General features: G+C 42.7%; 17 protein-coding genes. 6 read left to right on the top strand and 11 right to left on the bottom strand.

What is annotated here, in order from left to right:
- Positions 1–1,149, bottom strand: coding sequence for an HlyD family secretion protein (locus NDN11_RS04700; RefSeq protein ID WP_251110906.1), 1,149 nt, complete (start codon positions 1,147–1,149; stop codon positions 1–3).
- 472 nt (positions 1,150–1,621) lie between these two features.
- Between NDN11_RS04700 and NDN11_RS04695 the strand changes: the two genes are divergently transcribed.
- On the top strand, positions 1,622–2,608 hold the full coding sequence (locus NDN11_RS04695) for an AraC family transcriptional regulator (protein WP_251110905.1): 987 nt from the start codon (positions 1,622–1,624) through the stop codon (positions 2,606–2,608).
- 50 nt (positions 2,609–2,658) lie between these two features.
- On the opposite strand, the gene NDN11_RS04690 is transcribed toward NDN11_RS04695, so the two are convergent.
- From NDN11_RS04690 to NDN11_RS04665, 6 genes are all read right to left on the bottom strand, one after another.
- Positions 2,659–3,993, bottom strand: coding sequence for an MFS transporter (locus NDN11_RS04690; protein WP_251110904.1), 1,335 nt, complete (start codon positions 3,991–3,993; stop codon positions 2,659–2,661).
- Between the two features lie 182 nt (positions 3,994–4,175).
- The gene (antC, locus tag NDN11_RS04685) at positions 4,176–5,225 is read right to left on the bottom strand and encodes an anthranilate 1,2-dioxygenase electron transfer component AntC (RefSeq protein ID WP_251111491.1); all 1,050 of its coding nucleotides are present in this window, start codon (positions 5,223–5,225) and stop codon (positions 4,176–4,178) included.
- 6 nt (positions 5,226–5,231) lie between these two features.
- The gene (gene antB, locus NDN11_RS04680; protein WP_070074476.1) at positions 5,232–5,723 is read right to left on the bottom strand and encodes an anthranilate 1,2-dioxygenase small subunit; all 492 of its coding nucleotides are present in this window, start codon (positions 5,721–5,723) and stop codon (positions 5,232–5,234) included.
- 3 nt (positions 5,724–5,726) lie between these two features.
- A complete protein-coding gene (antA, locus tag NDN11_RS04675; protein ID WP_251110903.1) occupies positions 5,727–7,142 on the bottom strand; it encodes an anthranilate 1,2-dioxygenase large subunit in 1,416 nt (471 codons plus the stop codon).
- A gap of 201 nt (positions 7,143–7,343) precedes the next feature.
- The gene (locus NDN11_RS04670; RefSeq protein WP_251110902.1) at positions 7,344–8,141 is read right to left on the bottom strand and encodes a class I SAM-dependent methyltransferase; all 798 of its coding nucleotides are present in this window, start codon (positions 8,139–8,141) and stop codon (positions 7,344–7,346) included.
- Between the two features lie 126 nt (positions 8,142–8,267).
- The gene (locus NDN11_RS04665; RefSeq protein WP_167248043.1) at positions 8,268–8,765 is read right to left on the bottom strand and encodes a thioesterase family protein; all 498 of its coding nucleotides are present in this window, start codon (positions 8,763–8,765) and stop codon (positions 8,268–8,270) included.
- Between the two features lie 170 nt (positions 8,766–8,935).
- On the opposite strand from NDN11_RS04665, the gene hemB reads away from it, so the two are divergent.
- Entirely contained in the window at positions 8,936–9,949 is a 1,014-nt protein-coding gene (gene hemB, locus NDN11_RS04660; protein ID WP_251110901.1) for a porphobilinogen synthase, read from the top strand.
- Positions 9,950–10,231: 282 nt separating this feature from the next.
- A complete protein-coding gene (thiO, locus tag NDN11_RS04655; protein ID WP_251110900.1) occupies positions 10,232–11,353 on the top strand; it encodes a glycine oxidase ThiO in 1,122 nt (373 codons plus the stop codon).
- Here thiO and NDN11_RS04650 read toward each other — a convergent pair.
- The 3 genes from NDN11_RS04650 to NDN11_RS04640 all read right to left on the bottom strand — a co-directional run bounded on the left by NDN11_RS04650 (position 11,339) and on the right by NDN11_RS04640 (position 13,515).
- Positions 11,339–12,244 carry a TIGR01777 family oxidoreductase gene (locus NDN11_RS04650; protein WP_251110899.1) on the bottom strand — a complete coding sequence of 302 codons (906 nt, stop codon included), beginning with the start codon at positions 12,242–12,244 and terminating at the stop codon, positions 11,339–11,341. The two genes, thiO and NDN11_RS04650, sit on opposite strands and share 15 nt — an antisense overlap.
- An 85-nt stretch (positions 12,245–12,329) precedes the next feature.
- The gene (locus NDN11_RS04645; protein WP_251110898.1) at positions 12,330–12,776 is read right to left on the bottom strand and encodes an ABZJ_00895 family protein; all 447 of its coding nucleotides are present in this window, start codon (positions 12,774–12,776) and stop codon (positions 12,330–12,332) included.
- A 289-nt stretch (positions 12,777–13,065) separates the two neighbouring features.
- Complete coding sequence (locus NDN11_RS04640) at positions 13,066–13,515, bottom strand: GNAT family N-acetyltransferase (protein ID WP_251110897.1); 450 nt, start codon at positions 13,513–13,515, stop codon at positions 13,066–13,068.
- Positions 13,516–13,672: 157 nt separating this feature from the next.
- Between NDN11_RS04640 and NDN11_RS04635 the strand changes: the two genes are divergently transcribed.
- A complete protein-coding gene (locus NDN11_RS04635) occupies positions 13,673–14,050 on the top strand; it encodes a VOC family protein (RefSeq protein ID WP_251110896.1) in 378 nt (125 codons plus the stop codon).
- A 24-nt stretch (positions 14,051–14,074) separates the two neighbouring features.
- Here NDN11_RS04635 and NDN11_RS04630 read toward each other — a convergent pair whose 3' ends face one another.
- The gene (locus NDN11_RS04630; RefSeq protein WP_251110895.1) at positions 14,075–14,857 is read right to left on the bottom strand and encodes a crotonase/enoyl-CoA hydratase family protein; all 783 of its coding nucleotides are present in this window, start codon (positions 14,855–14,857) and stop codon (positions 14,075–14,077) included.
- A gap of 164 nt (positions 14,858–15,021) precedes the next feature.
- Here NDN11_RS04630 and NDN11_RS04625 point away from each other — a divergent pair, with 164 nt between their 5' ends.
- Positions 15,022–16,272 (top strand): exonuclease SbcCD subunit D, encoded by a 1,251-nt coding sequence (locus NDN11_RS04625; protein WP_251110894.1) that lies wholly within the window; start codon positions 15,022–15,024, stop codon positions 16,270–16,272.
- Between the two features lie 9 nt (positions 16,273–16,281).
- Positions 16,282–19,878, top strand: coding sequence for an AAA family ATPase (locus NDN11_RS04620; protein ID WP_251110893.1), 3,597 nt, complete (start codon positions 16,282–16,284; stop codon positions 19,876–19,878).
- Position 19,879: the final 1 nt, after the last annotated feature.

Genomic DNA, 19,879 nt, shown 5'->3' with positions numbered 1-19,879 from the left:
TTACTTCGATGCGAGATCAATATCCGCTTGCATCGACAACCCTACACGCAATGGATGTTCTGCAAGTTCTTTCGGATCAAGGTTGATACGCACAGGTAAACGCTGTACCACTTTAATCCAGTTTCCTGTGGCATTTTGCGCAGGAATCAGAGCAAATGCTGCACCTGTACCGCCTGAGAAACCTTGTACCGTACCGTGATAAACCACGTCATCACCATATAAGTCAGAACGTAAAGTTACTTTCTGCCCTGCTTTGACTTTCGCCAATTGGCTTTCTTTGTAGTTGGCATCAACATACAGTGCAGAGACTGGTACCACAGACATCATCACCGTACCTGGCGCAACCCTTTGTCCAATCTGAATATTACGGCGTGCGATGACACCATCAACAGGCGCACGAATCACCGTACGTTCTAAGTCCAATGTGGCCTGTTCTACATGTGCTTTCGCCACCAACACATCAGGCGTTGATGCTTCATTCACCCCTTGAATCAAGGCCTCATTGGCAGCAAAGGTACTTTCAGCCGCTTTACGGCTTGATGTTGCTTGTGCCAAACCAGCTTGAGCCAAATCCAGACTTGCTTTTGCAGTTGAAACCGCACTTTGCGCCTTACTCAATTCTTCTTTAGAAATTGCACCTGTCGCAGCCAGTTCATTACGGCGTTTAAGCTCTAATGCAGCGCGATCGTAATCAGCTTGTGCTTTGGTCACTTGTGCTTGTGCACTGGTAATTTCATCGTTACGGACGACAACCTGAGAATTCAAAGAACTGCTGTTGGCTTGGCTTTGTTTGTATTGACGTTGCGCTTTAGCAAGTTCTGCCTGCGCCTGAGCCAATTGAATCTTGGCATCACGTTCATCAATACGCACCAACACATCGCCTTGTTTGACTTGTTGTGTCTCTTTAACTAGTACTTCTGCCACCTGCCCACTGACCATTGAGGTAATTTGTGCAGTTTCTGCACCGACATAAGCATTATCAGTACTGACCAAATGGTTAAAGAATAACGCCCAAATGCCATACAGAATTGCAGCGAGAATGAGAATGAGTGCGAAAAATCCGAGAAACTTTTTACGTTTTGCTTTCATTGCATCATCTGATGCCGAATTTACAGTAGCATCCTGTGGATTGGCTTGGGCGTCAGTCATAGGTTATTCCTGAAAATTAAAGAGACTTTTTAACTTTTGGTTTAATCAGCCGATCAGTCTATGTTTGAAAACTTAACTGAATGTTAAAAAACCAAAGTGCAAAACACGGATAAAAAATTATTTCGCATTTTAACGATAAAAAATCATATGACGAGAATAAAAAATATAACTGATGCGTTCAATTCTTATAAATTGATATTTTAATACTGATAAGAAACTTAAAGTTTGGATGCTAAGCGAGTGAACTTCACGCCCCCCTTGATGCAACGACACTAAACATACCTATAAAGCATGAAGATATATGTGGAATAGACTTGTGTATTTGGCTGAATTTGTTCTAATGAACTTAGGTGGAATATTGATTTTTGTGAAGTAACCCATTCTTCCACGCGAGAAAAGCACGGTCATTTATGGATCAGAATGGCATTTTTCTTGCTGCTAAAACAACAAACACTAGCTAGGTGAAAGGACGATGACATCACTCAGCCAAAACATGGATCTTATCCATCATTCGCATCAGGCCGATTTTGCTCAAGATCTGATGTCAATGATCTGTGGTGAACACCGCTTGGATACCCTATGTCGAGAAACACTCGATTTTCATTATGACGGGATTCGTTTACCGCATAAAAAAATGGCGATCGGAACCATCAGTTATGGAGCCAATGTCGCCATCAATATTGCCAATCTGAAAGCCTATAGCATCAGCCTGCCCTTTCGCGGCAAACAAACGCTGAGTATCCGTGGCGCGAAGTACCAGTCCGATGCACAAACGGGTTTAATTGTCTCTAATCAGGACTTACAGGACTTGATCATTAATCAGGACTGTCAAAAATTTCAGGTGGTGATTCCTGAAAACAGCCTGCAACTGGTCCTGTCCGAACTCCTCAATCATCCGATTGAAGAAGCCATCGTCTTTAACCCTGAAATTTCCCTGTCGGTGACTGGTCTGATGAAGGCATGGTGGCACAATATTGAAAACTTTTTGCAGCTTAAATCCCACTATGCGGACTTTTCTGGCCTACCCATGTTTTCGGAAGACTATGAAAATTTTGTAATTAAGGCCTTACTGCTGTCTCAGGAAAATAATTATTCTGCGGCGCTACATGAACGCTGCAAACGAGGAGAGCCTGCATACCTGCGCAAAGTAAAAAACTTTATCATTCAGCATGCCCATGAAGCCCTAAATGCCGAAAGTCTCCACATTTTGGCAGGTGTGTCTAAATCCAAACTCTATGAAGAATTTCAGCAGTATTATGGCCTGAGTCCAATGGCCTATTTACGCAAATATCGGTTGCAGCAAATTTATAAAACCTTGAGTCGTGCTGATAAGCAGCAGAAAATCTCAATTTCAAAACTAGCCTATGACTGGGGCTTTAATCATCTCAGCCGTTTTGCTCAAGACTATAAAGATGAATTTGGTGAAAAACCCAGTGAGACCCGAAATAAAGCAGATTGAACGATCTTAAACATAAAAAGCCCAGTCTTTGTGTACTGGGCTTTTATCTATTAACTCGTGCTTAACACTGGATTGGCTTTATTGTTCTGACGCATGGCTTTTAAACTTAGAGCAATAAAAGCAATAAACGTTGGCAAGGCCAGCAGATAGAAAATTCCACCAAGACTGATCTCATAGGTAAAGATGTAAGAACCAAAGAATGCCCCAAAGATAGCACCCACTCGGCCAATCCCATGCATCCATGACACCCCTACCGCACGACACTGTGATGGATAAAACAATGCCGCCAAAGGTAGCAGTGATGATTGCGCCCCTGTCAGTAATGCACCGATCAGGAAAATACTGATGCCAAGCAATAGGATACTGGAACTGACAAAGCCCGCAATGATAAACATGATAAATGCAGTCAGGTAAGCATATTTAATCACCTGAGTTGGATTCAGTTTATCCATATACCAGCCCATGATGACAGCACCTATCACCCCACCAAAAGGGAAAATCGCGGCAATTAAACTAAACTGCTGTGTGCTAAAACCTGCGGTTTTTAAAATGGTTGGCATCCAACTGGTCAGCAAGTAGAACACTAACAGGCTCATAAAACAGCACAGCCATAACATCACAGAGCCCCACAGATATTTGCCCAAAACTGTTTTCACTGGGCTTTCACTGCGATCCACGTCAAGGTGTGGCAACTCGATTTTAACAGTATCGGTAAATGCATAACCTTGAATCTTTGCCAGAATCTGTTGCGCTTTGGCTTGCTGCTCTCGTTTAATCAGATACGGGACTGATTCTGGTAATTTCACTAATAACACCGCCACGAGGAACAAGGGAATAATGCCACCCAAAATCACCACTTTGGCCCAACTGAGATTTTCCAGTAAATAGGCAGACAATAGACCACCACAGGAAATCCCCAACATAAACCCACAACCTGCTAACCCAGTCAGAAAGGCTTTACGTTTCGCAGGCATATATTCTGAAACGATGGTACTGATATTTGGCATGGCAGCACCCAAGCCCACACCGGTAATAAAGCGGTAAATCATCAAGTCCTGCGTGGAAGAAGCAAAACCACATAGAATCGTAAATACTGAAAATAATAAGGTCGTGAACACAATCACCCCTTTGCGTCCAAACCGATCTGCCAATGGTCCAGAAATAATTGCACCAATCGACATTCCCACCAACGCGGCACTGAGCACAGGTGCCAATTCTGGTTTGCTGATGCCCCAATCATCCAGTAAGGCAGGCGCGATAAAACCAATAATCCCGGTATCTAAACCATCACAAAAAAATACCAAGAAACCCAGTGTAAATACCAGCCATTGCAGTGGCGATAAGCTATCACGATTGATTACTGTATTAACATCAACTGTCTTCATCTTTATTCCCTTAAAAGCAAATTCTGTTAAAATTTTGTTTGTTAGATAAATAAAAAAGCTTGAGCCAATCTCTCCTTTAGGATTGTCTTACTTCATACATCCCATATTTAAATTCTGAGGATGGTGTTTTTGATTAGATGAGAAAAAAGGATGGTCATTACGATGTTCCATCCTTTTTTCTGTTAAGCGCTTAGCGCAGTACGTACGCTATTACTTTGTAAAAACTTCTCGCTATAGAGACGGTAATTACTTAATGCTTGATCATCCAGCCAGCTTTTAACTGCTTCAATCATCGGTGGTGGTCCACATAAATACATATCAAAAGCTTGTTCCGCCAATTGATCCCGATTCAAATGCTGATGGATATAACCTGTTTTTCCCAGCCAACGATCTGAGGCTTGGGTAATGATAGGTTGATAGTTAAAATTAGGCATCCGTTCAGCATAGGCCTGTAAACGAGACTGCTCACAGAGGTCGGCTTCCTGATTAACCCCGTAATACAGCTGGATTGTAGGGGCATTCGCTTGCTCGGCAATATTGTCTAACATGCCTAAAAAGGCGGATAGACCTGTGCCACCTGCAATAAACACCAACGGTCGTTGCACTTCACGCAAATAGAAACTGCCCAAAGGCGCTTCCATCATAATGGTCTGACCGACTTGGCAGCGTTCACGTAAATAATTACTCATCACCCCATCAGGCAATAAACGAATTAAAAATTGCAGTTGATTGTCTGGATTGGGGCGATTGGCAAAAGAATAAGAACGCCAATCCTCTGTCTCAGGGATTTGCAAGCGGGCGTATTGACCCGGCAGAAACTCAAGTTGCTTGGCATGTGAACTGGCATCGACATGCAGGATGGCGGTGGTCTCGGACACCAGTTCAAGCTTGGTCACTTTGCTGGCAATTTTTAAGGTTTCACCTGCATGGCACATCTCGGAGCTGTGATCAAAATAAAAAGCAGCATTGGATTTGACCCGCGTTTGGCAGGCGAGCATTTTACGCTCAGCCAAATCACGCTCGCTCAGTGCATCTTCATCGACATATTCCTGTTCATAAACGCCTGTTTCACACTGGCCCTGACAGGTCCCGCACACGCCCTCACGACAATCCAAGGGTAAATTGATGCCCTGACGAATTGCGGCATTCAACAGTAACTCATCCTCTTGAACTGAAATAAAAAAGGTCTTTCCATCGGCAAAATTAAGTGCAACTGAATGTCCCATCATGATGCTCCCTTAAACATGATAAAAATCTAAGACCGAATCAATTTTGTCATTCAGCAAAATCGTGTGCTGACGGCGAATACGAAATCCTTCCGCTGTGGGTCTTAGCAGATAAGTGGCATGTCCATAGAAACAACCTTCCAGACCTTGACGGTTATATAAAGTACTCCAGCCAACTTTGGCTTCAATCAAGCCATCTTGCAGGGTTTTGACCTGTACATTTTGAATGCTGTGCTGCGTGCGGGGTAATGGCGTGGCTGATGCCGCTTTGCCCGTACGGATACGAAATACGCGATCTTCCAGACCTGAGCGATCAGCATAATAGATATAAGACAGGCCCTGATTCGGATCTTCTACATAACGATGATCATCAATCCATTGCGGAATGTGATATTCACTATCTTCATCATAAAGTTCCAGATAAGCGTCCCAATCATAGCGATCACACAACTCAGATTTCTGATATAAAAATTGTGAAACAGCAAAATGTAATTCAGCAGTCATGGCTTAGACCTCCTCTGTCACCGTATCTAACTGGTAGGTAATATCCTGCATTTTTAAGGCCTTGCGATTTAAGCCATCCAGCATTAAGCGCTGCCATTGACCATGTTGATTGACATACAAGCCTTCATGCGTCAGTTCACGACCCGTGATCACAGGTTGAATCCCTAAATCCTGTGCATTCTGCGTCAGCTCATAACACCATTTATGCTGTCCACGGGAAATATCACTCCAACGCTCCAAACGCGCTTGGAAGCCTTTTTGCTGCTCACGGAATTCCACCAGATCATCAGGTGTACCTAAGCCAGAGACATTGAAAAAGTCTTCAAACTGGCGAATGCGGTTACGACGCGCTTCAGTCGACTCTCCTTTCACCGCCAAACATTGGCTGATCACTTCGGTTTTATTCCATGCCACAGGACGGACAATCCGCAGTTGAGAACTGATTTGATCCATGAAGAATAAGCTTGGATAGAGGTTTAGATTTCTTAGTCGATGCATCGCCCATTCAGCACGCTTAGCACCATATTTTTCCAGCAGATAAGGCATCACCGTGTCATAGCCAGGACGCACGGCTGGATTTGGCATGTCACTAAATAAGACACTGTGACCGTTTTTAAAACTGAACCAACCATCATCGGTTTGGTTATCACCTGCTCCTAATTTGCTGTAATCCAAGGTATCCAGATCATCGCCTTTGGCTGCATTGACCTGTTGGCGATGTTGTACGGTTGAGACATAGTTATAGTGCACAGTACTGACGTGATAGCCATCCAGACCATTTTCATTTTGCAGCTTCCAGTTTCCTGCAAAGGTATAGGCAGACTTGCCTTGCAGGACTTCCAGCTCACCTGTAGGTGATTGCTCAACCATTAAATCGAGGAATACTTTGGCATCCCCCAAAAAGTCTTCAAGGTGATCGGTGGCTTGTGTGTCCAGACTAACAAAAACAAAACCACGATAACTGGCAATGCGTCCCTGTTTTAGTCCACGACTCGACTTATCAAAATCTTCACAATATTCCGCAGGTGCTTTGACCTTGACCAAACGGCCATCAGACTTATAACACCAAGCATGGAATGGACAGGTAAAGGTGGATTGATTACCTTTAGCCACACGGGTTAAGGTCGCACCACGATGCTCACAGGCATTGACCATGGCATGTAATTGACCTTGACCATCACGGCTAATAATCAGCGGTTGGCGTCCAATCTGAACAGTTAAAAAATCATGATTGTTGGGAATTTCACTTTCGTGGCAGGCATAGATCCAAACTTTTTCAAAGATCAATTCCATTTCCAAATCGAAAAGCTCAGCTTCTGTGAACATCTCGCGTGCGATACGAAATACACCCTCTTTCGGGCGAAAATCCAAACATCCTGTGATGAAATCTTGCCATTCTGCAATATTACGTGGAGCCATTTTTATCTCCTTCAATCCATAAAAACCTTTTCATGATTGAAGCTTGATTTATGGCTGGACTCTATCCACTTTTTCCAGATCTTTATCCAGTTTGGGAATTATTTGGGGATTACTCTATTGCAAGATGATGAAGCCAATTGAGGTGAAAATATTTGCACCCCAACCAGACTCATCGAATCATATTTTAAGGAAGATAGGCCATTAATTTTTAATCGCCCGTGTTGCTAAAAAGGTCGGCATAAATTGATCTACCAAAAAACGTGGTTGTGGTTGATCATCTTCATAAAAGCTTTGAATAAGAAAACCTGCGGCCAATTGTCCCTGAATTAAATCCGTGAGGCTATGTCCAAACACCACCGCCTCACCTGCTTGCATCTTGGCATTGAGTACATCTGCACTCAGATCTTGAAGATCGGAATAAGGTAATTTATAAATCGGATGAATCAGCCCCTGTTTGGCATATTCAGGATTGCGATCTGCAATAAAAACCACAGGATTATAAAAACTGGCGATCAAAACCCCTTGCGGTTTGAGTACCCGATAGCATTCCCGCCATACCGCTTGGACATCAGCAACATACAGGTTTGAAATCGGTTGGATGATCAGATCAAATTCAGCATCCTGAAATGCCTGCAAATCACACATATCTCCTTGTACAGTCTTGAGCTGAAGCCCTTCCCGTTCAGCAACCATTCGGTCTTGCTGTAATTGTTGATCAGAAAGATCAAAGACCGTGACATTCGCACCCGCAGCCGCCAACACAGGTGCTTGTTGCCCACCTGCAGAGGCTAAGCACAAGATGTTTTTTCCGACAATATCACCAAGCCATGTTTTGGATAATGGTCTTGGCGTGATATGTACCTCCCAATCACCATGACGAGCTGCGTGAATCAGTTCATGGTCGACAGGTCGCGACCAAGCTTGCTGCTCTCTCGCTTGCTGATCCCAAGCTGCACGATTATGGCTGAGAAAATCGAAATGATGGATTGGCTTTGCCACAATGAAGCTCCCTTTTCTGACACTTAAATCATTCTAGATAGAAATACGATATCAAAGCGACAAAAGGAAGCCGTGTTTAGGACAGAAACTACTGCCTAAAAGACAGCTGAGGTCTTGCGATTTAAATTAATAGGCATAAGATGCAATTGCGGTTGCAATCGCCTTATCTTCATCATTGACCATGGTCATACGCATGGTGCAACCTTTACGACCTAGACGTAAGGTTTCCGCACGGGCAATAAAATGTTTGCCACGTCCTGGTGCCAGATAATCGACCCGCATATCCACCGTCGCTAAACGCGATACTTTTTTGATGGTATCTGGTAAATCTTCTGGGGTAGCACGGCGATAAAGCTGCTCCATCGCAACCACTCCACCAATACTGTCCAGAATCGTGGCTGCGACACCACCGTGTAAAATCTGAAATGCAACATTCCCCACTAGTTCTGGCTGCATCTCAAAATACGCTTCAATCTGATCATCGACCACTCGCATGACCATGCCACTGTATTTAAAAAATGGACAGGCATTGAATGCCTTGCACAGCTGTTTTAAAACCACTTGGTGGTCTGCCTTGGCACCTAGCTGAATATTCCCAGTCCAGTTTCTCTTTACATCATTCATACGCGGCCTACACTCAATGGAAAGAATAACTTTCCATTATTTTGCACAAATCTAAAAATATGGGGCTACAATAGCGGGGTTCTGTAATTGGGCAACAGCGCTAAGCTCTCCCTAGCGTGACTTAATACCTCAATTATTCCTATAGTGTAATACTGAACATCGAGATTGTTATGACTTATACGTTCAATCGTCCAGCTTTTCCTGCGACTCGCATGCGCCGTATCCGTAAAAATGACCAACTTCGTGCCATGGTCAGCGAAACTCATTTAACTGCGAATCATTTGATTTATCCAGTGTTTGTATTACCAGGACAGCAACAAACCCAAGACATTCCAAGCATGCCTAATGTGCAACGCTTGTCAGCTGATTTACTACTTAAAAAAGCAGAAACCTTACTTGAACTCGGGGTTTCAAAACTTGCCTTATTCCCTGTCACACCACAACAAGATAAAAACTTAACAGCAGAAGCCGCTTGGGATGACAATGGCTTGGTTCAGACGACCTGTCGCCTACTTAAAAAAGAATTACCAGAGATGGTCTTGATTACTGATGGCGCACTTGATCCTTATACCACGCATGGTCAAGACGGTATTATTGATGACACGGGTTATGTACTCAATGATGAAACCGTTGAATGCTTAGTGAAACAAGCACTCAGTCATGCTGCGGCTGGTGCCGATGTAATTGCACCAAGTGACATGATGGATGGTCGTATCGGTGCGATTCGTCAAGCACTAGAGCAAAACGATTTTATCTACACCAACATCATGGCCTATTCAGCAAAATATGCCTCAAGCTTCTACGGTCCTTTCCGTGATGCCGTTGGTTCTGCCAGCAATCTGAAAGGTGGCAATAAATACAATTACCAAATGGACGTAGGTAACCGTGCCGAAGCCTTGCATGAAATTGCACTGGATCTGCAAGAAGGTGCGGATATGGTGATTGTCAAACCGGGTATGCCTTATCTCGATGTAGTTCGTGAAGTTAAAGATACTTTTGGTGCGCCAACATTCATTTATCAAGTCAGTGGTGAGTACGCCATGCTTGCGGGTGCGATTCAAAATGGTTGGCTCTCTGACAGCGTGATTCTAGAATCGTTGATGTGTTGCCGTCGCGCAGGTGCAGATGGGATTTGGACGTATTTTGCGGAAGATGCAGCACGTAAATTAAAAGAGATGAAATAGAAGTTATATTTCATCTATCTGAAAATGATAGTATCTACTCCAGAGTCTTGTTGAGTTCTCATCCATTTTCTGGATTAGCCTTCGGCTCGACCTACTTTTCTTTCGGGAAAAGTAGGCAAAACCATTGTCATTCGCAAAACCTGTTCACTTCTTACATTTTTCTGATATTGAGGATGTATAACAGGACTTCTTTTAGCGTATATCACGCAGGTTGCGAATGACGTCTTCCGTGTAGCAAATTTCAAGATACGTTTTATCTTAGAAACCACTTAAATTAAAGTTATGCATATTGCCATCATTGGTGCGGGTATTAGTGGCTTAATGTCAGCATTGGAACTTGCTGAACAAGGCTGCTCTGTCGATATTTTTGACCAACAACTTGCAGGTCAAGCGGCCTCATGGGCGGGTGGCGGTATCCTTTCCCCCATGTATCCTTGGCGTTATGCACCCGAAGTGAATCAACTGGCGCAATACGGGAAATCACTCTACCAAACTTGGAATGAGAAACTACTTCCCATCACTGGCATTGATTTTCAAATCCACGATACGGGCATGCTGATTTTCGATCAGGAAGATTTCGAGGTTGGCTTGAATTATGCCACTCGATATCAAGAGCCGATGCAGCAATGCGAGTTGCTCAATCGCACCACACTCGAAAAGATTAATCCCTATATTTCCCAACAATTCCAACAGGCCATCTATTTCCCACAACTCTCAAATGTTCGTAATCCACGCTTATTACAATCGTTAATTTGCTACTTAAAACAGCATCCTGCCGTGCGCTTCTTTGAGCAGTGCCCTGTTGAAAAATTAATGATTCAACATAAAAAAGTTCAAGCGATTGAAACCGAAGATGGTCAGAAATTTAGTGCAGATCATGTGGTGATTACGTCTGGTGCATGGAGTCAGCAATGGGCCGAGCAAATTCAACGTAATATCCCCGTGCATCCCGTACAAGGGCAAATGCTATTATTTAAAACCCCTGAAAACTGGCTGCCAACCATGTGTATGAATCGGGTGATGTATCTGATTCCACGTCAAGATGGTCATATCGTCTGTGGTTCAAGCATGGCAGATACAGGCTTTAGCACTGCTGTGGATGAACACACCCAACAGGATATTCTCAACGCTTGTTTAGAGATGGTGCCTGAATTAGCGCAATTCCCGATTGTAAAACGCTGGGCAGGTTTACGTCCAAGTTCTCCACAAGGCATTCCCTATATCGGCGCAATGCCTGAACTGGAAAATCTTTGGGCCAATTTTGGACATTTCCGCAATGGTCTATGCATGGGTTCAGGTTCAGCACGTCTACTGCGTCAACTCATTTTAAGGCAAGATACGCTGGTTGATCCGAATGCTTATTCACCTCTGCGCTTAAAACAACAGGATTTAATTTCTTGCTAAAATTGCAGTTAAAGCCACATTTAAATCTGGGTATTGAAATTGAAAGCCCTGTTCCAACAGCGCCTTCGGAATCACATATTGGCCATTTAAAATAAGCTGTGCTTGCTCGCCAAGCATTGATGTAAATACACACTTAGGCATTCGCATAAATGGTTTGCGCTTTAAAATGTGGGCAGCCGTTTGAGCGAATTGTTGTTGATTGATTTGTTCAGGTGCGACAAGGTTATACACCTTTTGGCTGTGATTGGATTGCAGCAAAAAAACTATAGCATTCAGTACATCTTGGATATGAATCCACACGACAGGTTGCTGCCCCGAGCCAATTTTTGCAACCGCATTCAACCGAATCGGTAACAGCATTTGTGGCAAAATCCCGCCCTGTCCAAAAACCACACCTAAACGAATGATCTTGGTATTTTGTTGACTAAATTTTAAAGCGGTTTGCTCCCACTTCTGACAAAGTTCAGACATAAAAATAGCTTGCGGTGCTATATTTTCATCACAAACAAGCTTCCATTGTTCTTGTGGATCAATACCGTAATAACCAATCGCAGAACCAGAAATAATACATTTCGGAAAAATTTGCCGTTGTTCCAGCCATTGATACAATTGCTCTGTCACCGCAACACGGCTGAGTATTAATTGCTGCTTACGTTGTTCAGTCCAGCGTTTTGCGCCAATATTTTCACCAGCCAGATTAATCACATAATCAATTTGTTGCGTTTCAATTTGATCAAGATCACTCACCCAACGTAACTCTGAATGCTGAGAAACCCGATTGGGCTGTCGGGTCAGTGCAATGATTTGATATTGTCGTTCCAATAAAAAAGGCAACAAATGTGAGCCTATAAAGCCACTTGCGCCTGTGATTAAAACCGTCTGTTTTTGCATGGCACTCTCATCCCGCATGATATTGATCAGCTCGATATCTCAGTCTTAGCAGAATGAAAGTGAATTACAAGTGAACTTTGTTCAACTAGTTGAACATTTTATTGGCCATTCTCTGCGCTTGCGATCCATAAAACCAATAGGTAATTAAGAATAACGGTACAGCAATCACGAACCACATCGCCAATACTGTCAGCAAAAATTGGGGCTGTTTCAGATAGAGTAAAAAGTTCTGCCAAACTTCGGGATCTTTACGTGCAAAAATAAATAGACCGAGGAGTAAGCCACATGCATTATAGCCCCAAAAGATCAGACTAAAGCCGATGCTTAAACGTTTTCGTTCCTGTGGTGTCGGTGCACGGCGTTGTTGCTTGAGAAATTTGAATAAAATAACAATGATGGCAATTAAATAAGGAACCGCAGTCAGCACGCCACCAATACTATTGGGTAAAATAGCTGCCAGTACACCTGCCAACAACGTCGCAGTAAAACAAATTATAAAAAACCAGAGATAGTACAAACGCAATGAAATCATAAAGATAAACCTAATTAGACTGGCTTTAGAAAATAATTATAAATTTTTTTCACTTTTTTTTCATTTTTATGTCAACCAATCCTCAACCAGCAGCGTTATATAGGGTACAAGGTCGCAGCAACCGATTGTACATTGCACGGCATCCGCAATGTTTTCGGTGACCTTTCATTATGACTCTCCATCTTTAACAATGGTTGTGTTAGCAGCCAGAACCATTGAAAAAGATTTTGACCGACGATTTATCATCACTCGAATCGTCGGTTTTTATTTGCCTGTAATTTGGGTTTGATTAGGTATCGGCAACATACATTTTAATCAGCCCACCCTCATCTTCAGTTACCATGGTTAAAAATGTCCAACCACATTTTTCATAAAAATCATCTAAGTCAGTCACCAGATAAAGCTTTTCAAAGCCTAAACTTTTCATTTCTACTCGGGCAAAATCCAGCAGCTGTTTGGCGATATTTTGCTTTCGATAAGCCTCATCAACAAACAAAGCACATAGGTTTGGACTGAGATCTTTGCGCTCATGGAAATCATTGTCGATCACCCCAGTGCCTGCAATGATGTGCTGATGTTCATTCAAAATCACGTACCATTGCGGAATTCCTTCTGGCTGTTCAATCGAACTTTGTATGCTGTCTCGATAGGCCTCAACAGGAATCCCCCATTTATCTGAAAACCAGATTGCAGCCTGTTCTCGCAATTCAGGATGATTCGCTAATTTAATAATTTTCATCAATGCAGGATTAACCTCTTATACTCTACTCAAATGTATTCAACGCGATTTTATGATCAAACCGCAAAATGCGCAGCTGCTTACATAAATCTCTCATCTTCCAATTTCATATCTCTTTAGAATAATCCTAAAACTATAAAAATTAAGGGCAGATTGAATGAACAACATTATTTATTTTGAAATTCAGTCATCAGATCCACAACGTGACATTCACTTTTATCAATCGGTATTTGGCTGGCAATTTGAAAAAGTAGAAGGCCTACCGATTGAATATTATCGTATCGCAACCACAGGAATTCATGGCGGTTTATTACAACGTCCTGTAGCAACCCCAGCAACAGGATGTGGAACCAATGCCTTTACCTGTAGTATAGAGGTGGCAAATTTCGATGAAACGGCAGCTAAAATTTTAAGTTTAGGTGGGATTATCGCCATGGATAAATTTGCGATCCCGAACCGCTGCTGGCAAGGCTATTTCATCGACCTCGATCATAATACCTTTGGCATTTGCGAAATCGATGAACATGCGCAATAACGTACTCAAGTTAAATTAAAATTGTTACCGCCCCTTAAACTGCGGTGGACGTTTTTCTAACATGGCGCGAACCCCTTCTTGAGCATCTTCCGATACAAACAGCGGCATCAAATAATTGTTCATTTTTTCAAATGCAACTGTTTGCCCTTCCACGACTGCATCAGTCGCAGAAGCCAATAATGCCTGTACTGCTAAAGGTGCAGAAACACAGATTTCTTTGGCAATTTCAAGGGCACGTTCAAGTTGTTGCCCCGATTCGACAACCTCGGACACAAGATTTAATTCATAAGCCGTTTTGCTATTAAATGTTTTACCCGTCAGTAAATAAGGCATGGCTTTTTGCCAACCCGCAGCTTGTACAAAACGCACCGTTGCACCGCCAAAAGGCATAATCCCACGTTGCACTTCAAGCTGACCAAAGACCGTATTTTCACTGGCAATCACCACATCAGCATTCAGCATTAATTCGACTCCTGCGGTATAACAAATCCCTTGTACAGCCACCACCACAGGTTTAGTTCGATGCCGCCCGCCTGTTCCCCACGGATTTATTTGCTCTGCTTCAAAATTAAAAATACCTTGTGAAATTTTGGACTGTAATTCCACCAGATCTAAGCCTGCAGTAAAGTGATCGCCATGCGCAAAAATTACGGCGCAGCGTAGTTCAGGCTGGTTTTCATATTCGGTAAGTGCCAGAGATAGGTCATGAATCATATGGCTATCAAAAGCATTGCGTTTTTCCACACGATCCAGACCGATCAGCATAATCTGGTCCATGATTTCACGGCTTACTTTACCTAAGCTCATTTTATCTATCCTCATTGTTAAAATAATGGCATTCAGATCAAACTAGAGGATCGTTGAAAAATGATCAAGGCGGATCTTGTAGTGCTTTTCTGCTCAGTAAGACTCTCCCTTCTTCCTGAATACGTGCTACCTTATTCAGGTTTATTTTATTTTTAGATTCATTTATGACCGTGCGTTTTTTTCATACGTCTGACTGGCATTTGGGGCAGTTTTTTTATAATCATTCCCGCCACTACGAACATGAACAATTTCTGGCATGGTTACTTGAGCAGATCAAAACTAAACAACCGCATGCCTTGCTCATTGCAGGTGACATCTTTGATGTGATTAATCCGAGTTCACAGGCACAAAAACAACTCTATCAATTCCTTGCCGATGCACATGAGCTTGCACCGCATATGCAAACTTTGATGATTGCAGGCAATCACGATTCGGGTTATCGCATTGAACAAGTCGAGCCTTTATTAGAAAAATACAATGCTAAAACGGTTGGTGTGATTCGTTGGAATCAAGATAAAAGCCTCGATTTAGAACGTTTAATTTTGCCAATTTATGATGAACAAAATCAAATTGTGGCATGGTGTATTGCCCTGCCATTCCTACGTTCTGCTGAAATCACAGGTTTTAATGAGCACACCACCAATAGCCAAAATGCGATTGCTTATCTACACCAACAATTAATTGAAGAAGCCAAACGTCGTAAAACCGATGATCAAGCCCTGATTCTGATGTCACATGCGCATATGCAAGGTGGGGAAACCTCCGATTCAGAACGACCGATTATTATTGGCAATGAAGAAGCCCTATCTACAGCTCTGTTCGACGATAGCATTGATTATGTAGCACTGGGTCATCTGCATAAACCACAAAAAGTTCAGCATCCACATATTCGTTATAGCGGCTCACCGATTCCACTGTCATTTAGCGAGATCAAATACAATCACCAAGTGGTTGAAGTCACAATTGATCCAACAAAAAGTGAAGATTCGTTTAACTTTGAAGCTTTGCCGATCCCCAGAAGTATTCAACTGCATAAAATTAAAGATGAACTCACTGTAGTGATGCAACGCCTTCGCAATCTGCCAAATGAACCAATCGAAAATCTTGAGCATCGTGAATATGTTGATATCGAATATCATACCGCGACACCACCACAGCCTAATCTACGACAACAATTTGAAGATGCTTTGCCCAAAGATCGTTATCGGCTGGTACGGATTTCCAGACAATATCTATCCAATGAAAGCAATGCCGAGAGTAAGCAAAGTATTAGCTTAGAACCACCAACACCCGAAAAACTATTTCAGCAAATTTGGGAGAAAAAGGGCTATCACGCCGATGATGAAGTCACTCAAGACTTTATGAGTTTGGTCGCAGAAGCGCAAAAGCAACTTGAAGATGATCAGACTGTTTAAGGAGCTGCCATGAAAATTTTATCAATTCGACTGAAAAATTTGGCATCTCTGGCAGATGAACATTTTATTGATTTTGAAACTGAGCCTTTGGCCAGTGCAGGACTGATCGCCATTGTCGGAAAAACCGGTGCAGGTAAATCCACGATTTTAGATGCCATGTGCCTGGCGTTATTTAATAAAATTCCCCGTCTCAAAGAAAGTGACGGCAAACTGTTAGATGTCGATGGTTCGGAACTACTCACCAACTCCCCTTTAACGGTTCTACGTCGTGGCACAGGACATGGTTTTGCTGAACTGTGTTTTGTAGCACAAGACCAGAAACATTACCTCGCACGTTGGGAAATTAAACGTGCTCGTGAAAATGCCAGTGGCAAACTGCAAAGTGTACAACGCTCACTCAAATGCCTGACCGATGGCGTGGTGATTGCAGATAAAACCAAAGCGGTTGAAGCGCATATTCAACAAATTACTCAACTGAGTTTTGAGCAATTCACCCGTGCGGTACTGTTGGCACAGTCCGAGGTCACCGCTTTTTTAAAGGCACGAGATAATGAGCGTGGTGAATTACTCGAATATCTGACCAATTCCAGTATTTTTGCCAAAATTGGACAACTGGCGTTTGAAAAGACCCGTGAAATAAGCAACCAACGCAAACAACTGGAAAATGTTTTAGGTCATATAGAAATTCGTTCAGATGAAGAAGTTGCCGAATTACAGACTCAATTTCAGCAGATACAACAACAGGTTCAACAGTTGGAAGCCGACAAAGTTCAGCTTAATCAACAGCAACAATGGTTTGAACAGCGACAAAAACTCGAAACTGAAATCACACTGAAACAGCAACAGCATGACATTCAAATTCAAGCACATCAGGCTTTGGCAGCAGATCGCAATCGACTCAACCAACTCGAAACCTTTTCAGGTATTCGTCCGATTGTGTTCCAACAGCAACAATTGGAAAAAGCACTGCAACAGCTTGAACCTCAGATTCAACACAAGCAGCAGAACTTTACCGCTTTAAGCACCCAATTTGAGCAAGAAAAAGCGGCTTATACCCAAGCGGAAACGGCCTTAGATCAATTTCAAAGCTTTGAACAAAACCATCAGCATGAACTCACTCAAGTGCGTAAATGTGTACAGGAACGTGAATACATTGCCGATGAATATAAGAAAACCAAAGTTCGCTTAAACCAAAATGAAGCGCAACAACAACCATTGCTTGAGCAACAGCAGCAATTTGAACAAAGTCGCAGCAACCTATCCATACAACAACAAAGCTGTTCTGAACAACTGCAACAGAGTGCACAATTCTCCACTTTAGATAAAGGGCTCAATGCATACCTTCAACAACTGCAGCAATTTATTCAGCAATACCAAAAAGTCGAACAGAATTTAGGTTCGATTCAACAAGCGCAGTCCAAGCTTGAACAAGATCAGATCGTATTGAATGAGCTCATTCAAAAATTTGGCACACCACAACAGATCGAAAGCCAACTTGAGCAGAAACAAAAACTCAGAGAACAGCAACAAGCCCGACTGAATCAACTGGACCTGATTCAACAGAAGTTACAGCATTATTTTGAACTGAAAAAAGAACATGATGAACTAAGCCATAAGCTCAGTAGTGCACAGCAACAACATCAGCAACTTGAACAACAACTGCAAACCAGCGAAGTCGAATTCCAGTCAGCCAAAACTGAACGGGAGAAATTGCAGCAAATGTTGCAACAACAACGTTTATTACATGCTGAAAATATTGAACATCTCCGTGCTGAGCTCAAACACGGTGAAGCCTGTCTGGTCTGTGGCAGCACTGAACACCCCTATCGTGATGATGCCAGTCAGCTCTCCAAAGCCCTGTATGAGCTGCAACAACAGCAAGAGCAACAGGCCATTCAACAAGAGCAACAGTGCTTTCAGCTTTGGCAAAACGCACAGCAGCAATTTACCCAGATTCGTACTGAACTGACGCAATTGCAATCTGCTATGCAACAAGTCGATGACAAATTCAAGCTGCAACATCAGGAATTAGTCAAACATGCAGCACAGTTCGAGATCCAGCTAGATTTAACTCAGTCGCATGCTGAAATCACTACAGTTCAACAGCAATACATCAATGAGACAGCCCAATTCAAACAGCAGATTGAAATTGAGTTACAGCAACTACATCAGGCCAATAAAGATCACTATCACCTGACTCAAACGATTCAAAATATCCGCTATCAACTCGAAAGCGTACAGCAATTACAACAACAGATTCAGCATGTTGTAGATTGTCTAACGACTGATGAGCAAAACCTATGGCAGCAGCAAACGCTAAGCTCTGCTCAACAGCTCGCACAACATTTGCAGCAGCGTGTTCAACAGCTTGAACAAGCTGAAAGACTCAGCAAACAACAGCAGCAGCTTGAACAGCAACTGAATCTATTAAAGTCCAATTTAACCAGCTTGATCACTCAACATACCGAGTTTAATCAGCAACTCAAAGACACCGAACTCAAAGGTAAACAAAATACAGAATCAGCGCATCAATTGATTGTGGCAATGACAGGTTTAACTGAACTGAAAGCCAATGAATGGTTAAACCAACACGATCAACAGCGTCAGCAACTCCAAAATCAATACCAGCAGATCAAGCAGCATTTTGAACAGGCTCGTCAAAGCTTTGAACAGCAGAAAAATGAACTGGAACAGCTCAAAGCCCAACAGCAGCAGCAACAAGCTACCCTTGTCCAATCCAAGACTGAAATTCGAGCCTGGTTAGACCAGCATCCTGAATTTGAAGAACATCTATTAGCTGATTTACTTGCTATTCGAGCTGAGCAAGAACAGCACATTCGAACATCGCTACAGCATGCAGAACGCTTGCTCAATGAGGCCGCCTCTGCATTGAAAACGTTGCAACAGCAATTACAGACACATCAGCAACAACAGCCACCCATCGAACACAACCAGTTGCTTGAGCACATCCATCTCAATCATGAAAAATTACAGCAGCAAGCTGAACAACGTGATCAATTCAAACTGAAACTGGAACTACATCAGCAAAATGTTGCCAAGCAAAAGCAATTTGCAGATCAAATCCAGCAGATTCAGCAACAGGAACACCGTTGGAATAAAATTTCCAGTTTGATTGGTGATTCTAAAGGTAAAGATTTCCGTGATTTAGCCCAGCAATATAATCTGGATATTCTGCTTGAATATGCCAACCAACAACTCAGCATGTTGTCACAGCGTTATACCTTAAAACGTTTGGATAATTCCCTCAGCCTAGCCATCATTGACCATGATATGGATGGAGAAACTCGTTCAGTGGCTTCTCTTTCTGGTGGTGAGTCCTTCCTCACTGCTCTTGCGATTTCCTTGGCAATTGCCAATATGGCCTCTGGTTCAATGAAAATCGAATCACTATTTATTGATGAGGGCTTTGGGACGCTGGATGCTTCTTCGTTGCATATGGTGATGAATGCGCTGGATCAATTACAAAGCCAAGGGCGTAAAGTGGTGTTGATCTCGCATATTCAGGAAATGCATGAGCGTATTCCTGTACAAATTCAAGTACAGCCAATTGGGTCAGGTTCGAGTCGGATTGAAGTGGTAGGATAAA

It is taken from the genome of Acinetobacter sp. C26M, from assembly GCF_023702675.1.
Lineage (GTDB): Bacteria > Pseudomonadota > Gammaproteobacteria > Pseudomonadales > Moraxellaceae > Acinetobacter.
Note: the sequence above shows the minus strand (reverse complement) of the source record. Positions and strands in the feature narration are given on the sequence as shown.